Annotated in this window: 11 protein-coding genes and 1 riboswitch; of the genes, 1 reads left to right on the forward strand and 10 read right to left on the reverse strand. The window is 56.1% G+C overall.

Annotated elements, in window-relative coordinates:
* Nucleotides 1–3: 3 nt before the first annotated feature.
* From GM658_RS19055 to GM658_RS19090, 8 genes are all read right to left on the reverse strand, one after another.
* The gene (locus GM658_RS19055) at nucleotides 4–684 is read right to left on the reverse strand and encodes a hypothetical protein (RefSeq protein ID WP_155455630.1); all 681 of its coding nucleotides are present in this window, start codon (nucleotides 682–684) and stop codon (nucleotides 4–6) included.
* A 138-nt stretch (nucleotides 685–822) separates the two neighbouring features.
* Nucleotides 823–1,479 (reverse strand): DNA alkylation repair protein, encoded by a 657-nt coding sequence (locus tag GM658_RS19060; RefSeq protein WP_155455631.1) that lies wholly within the window; start codon nucleotides 1,477–1,479, stop codon nucleotides 823–825.
* A 48-nt stretch (nucleotides 1,480–1,527) separates the two neighbouring features.
* Nucleotides 1,528–2,304, reverse strand: coding sequence for a peptidylprolyl isomerase (locus tag GM658_RS19065; RefSeq protein WP_155455632.1), 777 nt, complete (start codon nucleotides 2,302–2,304; stop codon nucleotides 1,528–1,530).
* A gap of 64 nt (nucleotides 2,305–2,368) precedes the next feature.
* Entirely contained in the window at nucleotides 2,369–3,148 is a 780-nt protein-coding gene (locus tag GM658_RS19070; protein WP_155455633.1) for a peptidylprolyl isomerase, read from the reverse strand.
* A 122-nt stretch (nucleotides 3,149–3,270) separates the two neighbouring features.
* Nucleotides 3,271–3,543 (reverse strand): BolA family protein, encoded by a 273-nt coding sequence (locus tag GM658_RS19075; protein ID WP_155455634.1) that lies wholly within the window; start codon nucleotides 3,541–3,543, stop codon nucleotides 3,271–3,273.
* Nucleotides 3,540–4,169: a septation protein A gene (locus GM658_RS19080; RefSeq protein ID WP_155455635.1), complete on the reverse strand. Its 630-nt coding sequence runs from the start codon at nucleotides 4,167–4,169 to the stop codon at nucleotides 3,540–3,542. Before GM658_RS19080 ends, GM658_RS19075 begins: the two co-directional genes overlap by 4 nt.
* Nucleotides 4,170–4,173: 4 nt before the next feature.
* On the reverse strand, nucleotides 4,174–4,569 hold the full coding sequence (msrB, locus tag GM658_RS19085) for a peptide-methionine (R)-S-oxide reductase MsrB (RefSeq protein ID WP_155455636.1): 396 nt from the start codon (nucleotides 4,567–4,569) through the stop codon (nucleotides 4,174–4,176).
* A 9-nt stretch (nucleotides 4,570–4,578) separates the two neighbouring features.
* Nucleotides 4,579–6,042, reverse strand: coding sequence for a protein adenylyltransferase SelO (locus GM658_RS19090; RefSeq protein WP_155455637.1), 1,464 nt, complete (start codon nucleotides 6,040–6,042; stop codon nucleotides 4,579–4,581).
* A gap of 236 nt (nucleotides 6,043–6,278) precedes the next feature.
* On the opposite strand from GM658_RS19090, the gene GM658_RS19095 reads away from it, so the two are divergent.
* Entirely contained in the window at nucleotides 6,279–6,989 is a 711-nt protein-coding gene (locus GM658_RS19095) for a PEP-CTERM sorting domain-containing protein (RefSeq protein WP_155455638.1), read from the forward strand.
* A gap of 54 nt (nucleotides 6,990–7,043) precedes the next feature.
* On the opposite strand, the gene GM658_RS19100 is transcribed toward GM658_RS19095, so the two are convergent.
* Nucleotides 7,044–8,807 (reverse strand): S8 family serine peptidase, encoded by a 1,764-nt coding sequence (locus GM658_RS19100; RefSeq protein ID WP_155455639.1) that lies wholly within the window; start codon nucleotides 8,805–8,807, stop codon nucleotides 7,044–7,046.
* 99 nt (nucleotides 8,808–8,906) lie between these two features.
* Nucleotides 8,907–8,995: riboswitch (cyclic di-GMP riboswitch) on the reverse strand.
* Between the two features lie 272 nt (nucleotides 8,996–9,267).
* Nucleotides 9,268–9,479, reverse strand: a 212-nt coding sequence (locus tag GM658_RS28890) for an Ig-like domain-containing protein (protein ID WP_170298877.1), incomplete at its 5' end; no start/stop codon positions are given.

Genomic DNA, 9,479 nt, shown 5'->3' on the forward strand with positions numbered 1-9,479 from the left:
CGGCTAGGCCCGCCGGCGGCGGGCCACCATCAGGGCGGCCAGGCCGCCCAGCATCAATGCGGTCCCACCCGGGGCCGGCACCTGGGCCGCGTCGGCGAAAGTAAAATCGTCCGCGACCCAATTTCCGCTTTGCTGGCCCAGTTCACGGCGATCAATGCGGTATCCTGTGATCTTGCCCAGCGACGCAAATATGCTGGTATCCACGAATGACAAAGGTTCCGGCAAGCCCGGATGACTTTCTGGCAAATCAAAGACTACCGAACCCAACTCAGTAGCGCCATTCAGCGCCACAATCGTCACCTGGTCCGCGCCACCTTCGCCAAAGCCGTAATACTGATTGCGCCCGAACCATGCGCCGGTCAACACTTTGTCAGTGTTAACTGTCATGCCAGTTGAACCGTCCTGGTTCGAAACGAAATAGTGTCCCGAATGCGGAATGCCAAACAGAGGACCGCCCGTTCCACCGACCCGGTATTCATCGCCTACCACGCTGAAGCGGCTATCCCACGTTACTCCCTGGTAGAGCAGGCCATCCGCGCCATTGGTCCATTGCAACCCAGACGCGCTATCAAGCGCGGGAGGAGCGGATAGATTATCAAAAGTAGCGATCACGCCAGCCATGGCGGAGGATGCGGCGAGAAAAGTGCCGCAAACGATTAACTGCTTTAATGCGAGTTTACTCATCTACCAGTCTCCTTTTAGTTGTCACAAGTTTAACGTGATATTAAAAGGAGCGGCAATCGTGCAGATTTCTGTTGTTGTTTTCCAGTGTTAACTTGCACGCTAATATCTGGCGCGAGCACACCAGCTTCTGGCCTGACTCTAGGGTGAAAGGTGCTTTCCAGCCTCGCGCACGCTCAAATTCGATAAACGGGCGCGATTTTCGCTGATAAAGCGTGCGACATTATCTGGAGCGTGCCGTGCATAATCCCGCAGCGCCCAGCCAATTGCTTTTTGAATGAAAAATTCATTTTCATGGCCGAGCGAAACCGAATAAGCAAACAATCGCCTTTCATCAGTTTTTGCTCGCCAGCCCAATTGGTGGAGCAGGGCAATCCTGCGCATCCAGAAATTGCCGTGCTGTAAAGCTTCGTCCATGCCCTGATGCTCAAAGCGCAATACGTCGCCGATCACGCCAGCCAAGCCATCGACCGAGTCCCACCATGACTTTTTGAGCACAAGTGCCTGCAACTTCGGCAGGTCGTCCTGACTGAAGCTCTTCCAATGCATTGCCAGCAGGTCAATTGCCGCGTATTGGTATTCGCGTTCGGGCAGCGCCCAGAGCGCGTTCGCGCTGTCGAGCAATTCGGCGGCCGGCGCCCCCGCAAGTGCACGCAAAGGAATCTTGGTCGCCGCACGGCGTGCCGGAGTTGCAATGCCGAGGAATGGGAACTGGTCGCGCATATAAGCGCGCATGGCGGGCGCCCGCATGGGATCTGCCAAGGGCCTGAGCGCTGTGATGATGTCTTCTGTCGTCATATGAAAAAAGCGCCCCGCAGGGCGCTTTTGCTTGGCAAATCCAGGAAATTACTGCACCTTGGCCTTGGCCACCAGCTGGTCGCGGTAAGCGGCGACTTTACGCTGGGTCAGGGATTCGGCGATCTGCGACTTGATTTCTTCCAGGGTTGGAACCTTGGCAGCGCGCGTGCCTTCCAGCTTGATCACATGGTAGCCAAATTGCGATTGCACTGGCTTGTCGGTGATCTGGCCGTCCTTCAGGGCCACCATGGCGTCAGCGAACGGTTTCACGTAGTTGCCTGGAGCTGCCCAGTCCAAGTCGCCGCCGTTGGCAGCCGAGCCTGGATCTTGCGAGGCCTTGGCCAGTTCTTCGAACTTGGCGCCGCCCTTCAGCTTGGCGATGATGTCGGTCGCTTCTTTCTCAGTCTTCACCAGGATGTGGCGGGCGTGATATTCCTTCTCGCCTTTGCCAGCCTTGAACTGGTCGTAAGCGGCTTTGATTTCAGCATCGCTCACTGGGTTCTTCTTGACGTAGTCAACCAGCAGGGCGCGGATGATGATGTCCTGGCGAGCCTGCTCCAGCGCATCCTTGACTTCCTTGTTGGCGGCGACGCCTTGCTTGGTGGCTTCCTGCATCAGCACTTCGCGGCCGATCAGCGACTTCTTGATCATTTCACGCAGCTGAGGGGAGTCAGGCTGGCCCTGGGCGGCGGCTTGCTTGACGGCGGCTTCCATTTGGGCGGCTGGGATGGCTTTGCCGTTCACGGTTGCGACGTTCTGGGCGAAAGCAGGGGTTGCAGCAACTGCGATCAGGGCCAACAGCAGGGTAGCTGGTTTGAATTTCATCGAGTGATTCCTTAGTTAAAATAATTCCGGCGCCACTTGGGCGCCGGATCCGGTCCGTGAAGGATTATTGTACTTTGGCTTTCTTAACCAGGGATTCCTGGTAGGACTGCAGTTTCGCGCGCATCAGGGAATCGGCGATACGTGGCTTCACTTCTTCCAGGGTTGGCAGCTTGACTGGGCGGGTGTCTTCAACCTTGATCACGTGGAAGCCGCTTGGGGTCTGCACTGGCTTCTCGGTAACCTGGCCTTTTTGCAGCGAGGTGAAAGCGTCGGCGAAGACTTTAGGGAAGTTGGCTGGAGTGCCCCAGTCCAGGTCGCCGCCGTTGGCAGCGGAGCCGGTATCTTTGGAGTTCTTGGCCAGGTCTTCGAACTTGGCGCCAGCTTTCAGCTTGGCGATGATGTCGTTCGCTTCTTTCTCGGTTTCCACCAGGATGTGGCGCACGTGGTATTCCTTGTCGCCTTCAGCCGCAACGGCGCGGTCGTATTCTGCCTTGATCTCGGCATCGCCAACTGGGTTCTTCTTGATGTATTCAGCAGCCAGGGCGTTCAGCATGATGTCCTGACGTGCCTGTTCCAGGGCAGCGGTAACATCCTTGCTCTTGGAGAGGCCTTGCTTTTCGGCTTCCTGGATCATGACTTCGCGGCCGATCAGGGACTTCTTGATCATGTCGCGCAGTTGAGGGGTGTCTTGCTGCTGGCCTTGGGCAACGACTTGCTTGACCAGTGCGTCAACTTTAGCGGTCGGGATGGCTTTGCCATTGACCACGGCGGCGTTCTGGGCAAAAGCTGGAGCAGCGGCAACGGCGATAAGTGCGAGCAGCAAGCGGGCTGGCTTGAAAGTCATTTAGATTAATTCCTAACGGGAAAGTTTACTGAATTGCGGGGATTTTGGGGCGGTTCGCCGAGATGTCTCTACTATTCAACGATTGAGGTTCTTCTTTGATGTTCCCAAAAACTCCGCGCATATCATACTTCGGACGGTGCCAGTGCGGTAATGGCCAATGCATGAATTTCTTTATGCATCATATCGTGCACGGAATCATACACCAGACGATGACGCATAACTAGTTTCAAACCTTCGAATTTAGCAGAGACAATCTTGAGCCGGTAATGGCCCCCGCCAGAGGCCGCGCCGGCATGGCCGGCATGCAGCGCGGACTCATCATCCAGCGCTACTTCCGAAGGGGAGAGCGATGCCTGCAGGCGTTCGCGAATCTTATCCAGGCGTGGATCACTCATGCTTCATCCTTAATATGTTTAGAAAGGTAGAAAGCCTGGGCAATAAAGAACAGCAGCATCATTCCGGTCACGCCAAACGCCTTGAAATTGACCCATGCATCGTTGTCTGCCTTGAACAGGACGAATGCGACAAACAGGTTGATGAAGCCCAACACCAGCCAGAAGGTAATCCACATGAAATGCAGGCGGACCCACACATGTTCCGGCAGCTGCACCTGCTTTTCCATCGCCAGTCGGATCAGGTTTTTATCGAAGAAGCGGTAAGCAACCAGCATTGCTGTGGCGAGCGCCCAGTAAATAATCGTTGGCTTCCACTTGATGAAGTCATCGTCGTGGAAATAAATAGTCATGCCGCCAAATACGATAAACACCACTAGGGAAACCCATAGGGCGCCATCGACTTTCTTGCGGCGAATCAGTAAATAGAGAACCTGGGCGGCGGTGGCGAGAATGCCGACGATGGTCGCAACAACAATCGCTGCTTGCGAAGCGGGAATGGCGCCGCCCGACACGAGGCCGCTCAGGTGGCCATTCAACATGGCGTGCGCAGCTTCCTGATGGCTGCCGGCAAATTTATAGCTGATGAAAAACAGTATCAGCGGGAATAAATCAAAAAGGATCTTCATATTATTAGGGCTTGGGTTCGAAGCGCAACGAAGCCGAATTGATGCAATAACGCAGTCCGGTCGGCGGCGGACCATCCGGGAAGACGTGGCCCAGGTGGGCATCACATACAGCACAGATGATTTCGGTGCGCAGCATACCATGCGAGCGGTCTGTTTTCTCTATGATATTCGCTGGATCGAGCGCCTTGAAGTAACTCGGCCAGCCGCAGCCGGAGTCGAATTTGGCATCTGATTCGAACAGGGGCGTGTTACAGCACACGCAGGTGTAAATGCCATGTTCATGATGGTCCCAGAATTTTCCCGTGAATGCGCGCTCGGTGGCGGCGTGGCGGGTCACCTGGTACTCCATCGGGTCGAGCAGGGCGCGCCACTCGGCGTCAGTCTTGACTACTTTTTCCATTTTGCACCCTCACGAGGAGCAGCTTACCGACAGCTGGCTTGACCAGTCCGGCGGGAAGCATGCGTATTGTTCATTTTCCGGCTGTTCGTCGAACGGACGTTCAAGCAGTGCCAGCAGGCGCTCGACTTCGGAGAAGTCCTTATTCTGCGCTTTTTCAATGGCGACCTGTGCCATATAGTTTCGCAGCACATACTTGGGGTTGACCTGATCCATCGCAAGCTTGCGCGCTGCATCGTCGCTATTTTCGCCACGCAGGCGCGCACGGTACAGTTCTGCCCATTGGTCAAAGGCCGGGCGATCGATGAACAGATCGCGCAGTGGCTCGTCGCCTTCGGGACCGGAAGCGCGCAGGCCGCTCAGGCGGCGGAAGAAAATCGTGAAGTCGGCGTGGTTCGCCTGCAGCACTGCAAACAAACCGTCCAGCAGCTCGCGGTCGCCGTCCTGGCTGGTGCTCAGGCCGAGTTTTGCGTGCAACAGCTGGTCAATATGGCGTGCGAACTCGGGCTGGTAGACATCCAGTGCTTCCTGGGTGAGTTCGACTTCGCCGATCAGTGGCAACAATGCCTGCGCCAATGCGTAGCAATTCCAGTGGCCGATTTGCGGCTGGTTCGAATAAGAGTAGCGTCCGCGGTCGTCGCTGTGATTGCAGATGAAGTTGGCATCGAAGCCATCCATAAAACCGAAAGGACCGTAATCGAGTGTCTGGCCCAGGATGGACATATTGTCCGTGTTCATCACGCCGTGCATGAAGCCGACGGCTTGCCAGTGCGCGATCATACGTGCTGTGCGGCGCGTGACTTCTTCCAACAGTGCAGCGTACGGGTTTTGCTCGTCGCGGAGGCTAGGGTAGAAGCGGCCGATGACATAATCGGCCAGTTGCTTGAGTTCGTCGGGTTTGCGGTTGTAATACCAATGCTCGAAGGAGCCGAAACGGATGAAGGTCGGCGCCATGCGCACGACGACAGCTGCCGTTTCAATGGATTCGCGCACCACACCCTGGTCGGACCCCACTACCGATAAAGCGCGCGTAGTAGGAATGCCTAGTCCATGCATGGCTTCAGAGCACAGGAATTCTCGGATCGAAGAGCGCAATACGGCGCGGCCATCGCCCATGCGGGAGTAGGGCGTCATGCCGGCGCCTTTGAGCTGCAATTCCATCGGGCCGTCGGCTGTAGCAATATCGCCAAGGAGGATCGCGCGTCCATCGCCAAGCTGGCCGGCCCAGACTCCGAACTGGTGACCGGAATAGACAGCAGCCAGCGGCTTCGAACTGTCTGCGATGCGGTTACCAATCAATGTTTCAACCGCTTCTTGCGTCGCAAGCGCTGCAGGTTCAAGTCCAACCAGGCGTGCGGCGGATGGACTCACTGCAACCAGGTAAGGGGTTGGCAGCGGCGTTGGTAATAGCTGCGTATAGAAAACAGGCGGCAGGCCTGCGAATGAGTTCTCAAATGGGAAATTAGCAGCCGTCATAATTTTTGCATTGTATCGTAGGCCGCAGTCATCTGAGGCTAGCTTGATTGATAACCTAAGTATCCCTTAAGAATCGTTAAGTGCTTGATCTCAAAAGAATTACTGTCGGAAATTTTTACAGCTCATGCATGCGCAGTCAATATGGCTGAGAGTAACTATATGATTCAATTGAATGGTGACTTGCGGGCACGCTGTATGCATAGACTACGGTACAACAACCAAGGCTGGGGGATGCCATGAAATACTTGAATCAAAAAATTTGTGCAATTGCAGCAGTCGCCGCTCTCTTCAGCCCGATTGCTCAAGCGGATACTTGGACCTTAAACTTCAATAATGCCGGGCTTTACACGAACAATGGCACTAACCCGCCACTGATGCCCGGGATGACCGACACTAGCACATGGGCAACCCTAACCTTTACCGACCACGGCACCAATGTCGTTGACATCACCATGAGTGTTTTGTCCGGTGTGATGCAACCCGGCCCTTATGTCAACGATTGGTGGTTTAACGGTGACGCTTTGGCCCAGTCGGCCAACTTCCTAAATACTGGTGGCGTAAATGCGAACCTGAATATCTGCAATAATTGCGCTAACGGTTCGGCCTCCGGTTCCTATGACGGTATCTTCAACTTCGTCAATGCAAATCCAGGTGAGTTGAAGCAGGGCTCGTCCTCGTTCTGGACAGCGACCGTCGGCGTTGGTCAGATATTGTCGGTGGCGGATTTCCAGTTCCTGTCCGATCCGCAAGGTTCGCAGAGCCTCTTCTATGCTGCAGTCCACGTGCAAGGGAATGGCGTTTCTGAGAAAGGCGGCGCCTGTGTTTCCGGCACGGAAGGTTGCGAGCCTCCCGGAACGCCTGAAGGTAATCCAACGCCGGAACCAGGCACGTTGGCACTGCTTGGGCTTGGGTTAGGCCTGCTGGCATATCGCCGCCGGACGACTTAAAAGACTGGCACTGAAAAAAACCCGCAGCAGGCTGCGGGTTTTTTTTTCGTCGAATTACCTGGTTACGTTGACAGTATAGCTAGAAGAATTGCCTGCTTTATCCTTGGCAAGCGCTTTGAGGCTATGCGTCCCTTTGGCCTCGCGATTGGTCTGCCAGTTGTACGACAGGCTGCTGCCGGCGCCGCTTGCTCGCAATACGCCATCCACATACAAGGAGAGGACCAGTTCGCTTACCGGCTGATTGTCCGAGGCGCTCACGCTGACATTGACGTTGCCGTTGACGCGCCCGGCAACTGGATTGGTTACGCGGACTGCCGGCGGCGTGGTGTCGGTCGTCACAATCGTTGTGGTGGTGTTCGCAACGTTGACCGAGACCGGCGTCGAGCTGGCGACATTTCCTGCAGCGTCATAAGCAACTGCCGTCAACGAAACCATCCCGTTGCTCACGCCCTTCGAATCCCAGCTGAACGCAAAGGGTGCGCTGGTATCGGTCGCAACGACTGTGCTATTAACCTTGAGTTCGACACGTGCAACGCCGACATTGTCAGTGGCATTGACCGAAACAGGTACCAGGCCGGAAACGGTTGAGCTGCCCAGAGGAGCCGCAATCGACACGACTGGTTTGGTGCTGTCGGCCACAACCTGAGTGCCTCTCGCCTTCGAGACAGCTGCGGCGGCATCGACGCGGCCATAACCGAAGTAGATGTCGCGGCCAGCGGCGCCCAGGTCGACAGCGGTGCTGAACAGGATGTTCTGTACCTGGTCAGCCGTCAGCGTAGGATTGGCCGACATCACCAGCGCTGCAGCGCCTGCGGCAACCGGGGACGAGAAGGAAGTGCCGTTCCAGCCGCCGTAGCCGCCGCCGTTGTTAGTGGTGTAGATGTTCGAGCCAGGCGCCGACAGCGAGACGAAGGCGCCGTAGCTGGAGAAGCTCGACAGGTTGTCGTTGCTGTCAGTGGAAGACACGGCGATCAGCGCGGTCGAAGGGGTGAAGCCTTCGTCGCGGGCATTGTTGTTGGCCGACACGAACAGCAGGCCGCCCTTGCTCTTGAGGTAGTTGCCGGCGCTTTGCACGGCGGTGCTATTGGCCGCGTTGGAGAACGAGACGTTGGCCACTTTCGCGCCGTGGTCGGCAGCGTAGGTGACGCCGCTGGCGATGGTCGAGGCGTAGGCATAGCACAGGCCGTCGGTGCCCTTGTACGCAATACGCAGCGGCATGATTTTCGACTGGCCCGACACGCCCGAGACGCCAACGCCGTTATTGCCGGCGGCGGCGGCCGAGCCGGCGACGGCGGTGCCGTGGCCGCACAGGTCGGAAGTATTCGAGGTGTTACCGTAGATATCCCAGCCGGCCACCATGTGCGGCGCCAGGTCAGGGTGGCTGCTGTCGACGCCGGTGTCCAGGATGGCGATGGTGATGCCAGCGCCCTGGGCGCTATCCCAGGCAGCTGGTGCGCCAATCTTGTTGATGTGCCATTCGCTACCCAGGTAAGGATCATTCAGCACAGCGGCGATTGGCACCCGCACGTCCAGTTCCGCAAATTTGTAGTGCGGATTGTGCTTGAGTTTGTTGACCAAGGCCTTTTCCGAGCCATGCGGGACATCAATGATGTGGATGTTGCTTTGGCCTAATTTGTGGGCCTTGATGCCGCCGAGGGACTTGAAGCTCTTTTCGAACTCCTCGCCAGTCATGCCGGCTTGGGGCTCGACCAGGATGCGGCCTTGAGCGAAATCGACTTCGGCGTTCACGGGAGCAGCGACCACAAGTGGAGCAGAGGCAGCGAGGAGGAGGGAGATAATGCAGTTGCGTTTCTTCATCAGGCGAGTCCTGTTTTCGAAGTTTCAGAAAATGGGACTGCCGGCCGCCCGGAATGGGCGGTTGAAGAGCACACCGGAGACTTCAGTGTCACCTGTGTATCTGGCAGTCCAGCCGTCATAGGCACTTGCGCGCCGTTAGACCGTCGACTTTGCGTCCCATACTTTCATACGGTTTGCCTTTGTCAGACTTCAGGTTCGATAGTAACTTCCAATTTACCGCGGGGCAAATGAATTTGCCGGAAACTTACATACTGAAACAAATCAATCTGAGCATTTATGCAAAGTTGGCTTGCATGATTGTAGCGATTAATATTATTCAGTCAAATCAAAGAGTTAACTAATGGCGCGCAGAAATCTTTATTAACTCAATTTCATTTGATCGAGCATTAACTTATATTTCCGGATGAGAATAAAAAAAGCCCGGCCAAAGCCGGGCTCAAACAGGGTATTTATTATCTGATTAGCGGGTCACCTGCACGCTGGTGGTGGAGGTGTTGCCGGCCATATCCTTGGCCACAGCCTGGATGGTGTGGGTACCGGCAGAAGCCTTGCGGGTGTTCCAGCTGAAGGACAGCGAGGAACCGGCGCCGGAAGCTTTCAATACGCCGTCGATGTAGACGCTCATGTTGATGCCGGCCGAACCGCTGTTGTCGGAGGCGTTCACGCTCACGT

It is taken from the genome of Massilia eburnea (assembly GCF_009720745.1).
GTDB lineage: Bacteria > Pseudomonadota > Gammaproteobacteria > Burkholderiales > Burkholderiaceae_D > Rugamonas > Rugamonas eburnea.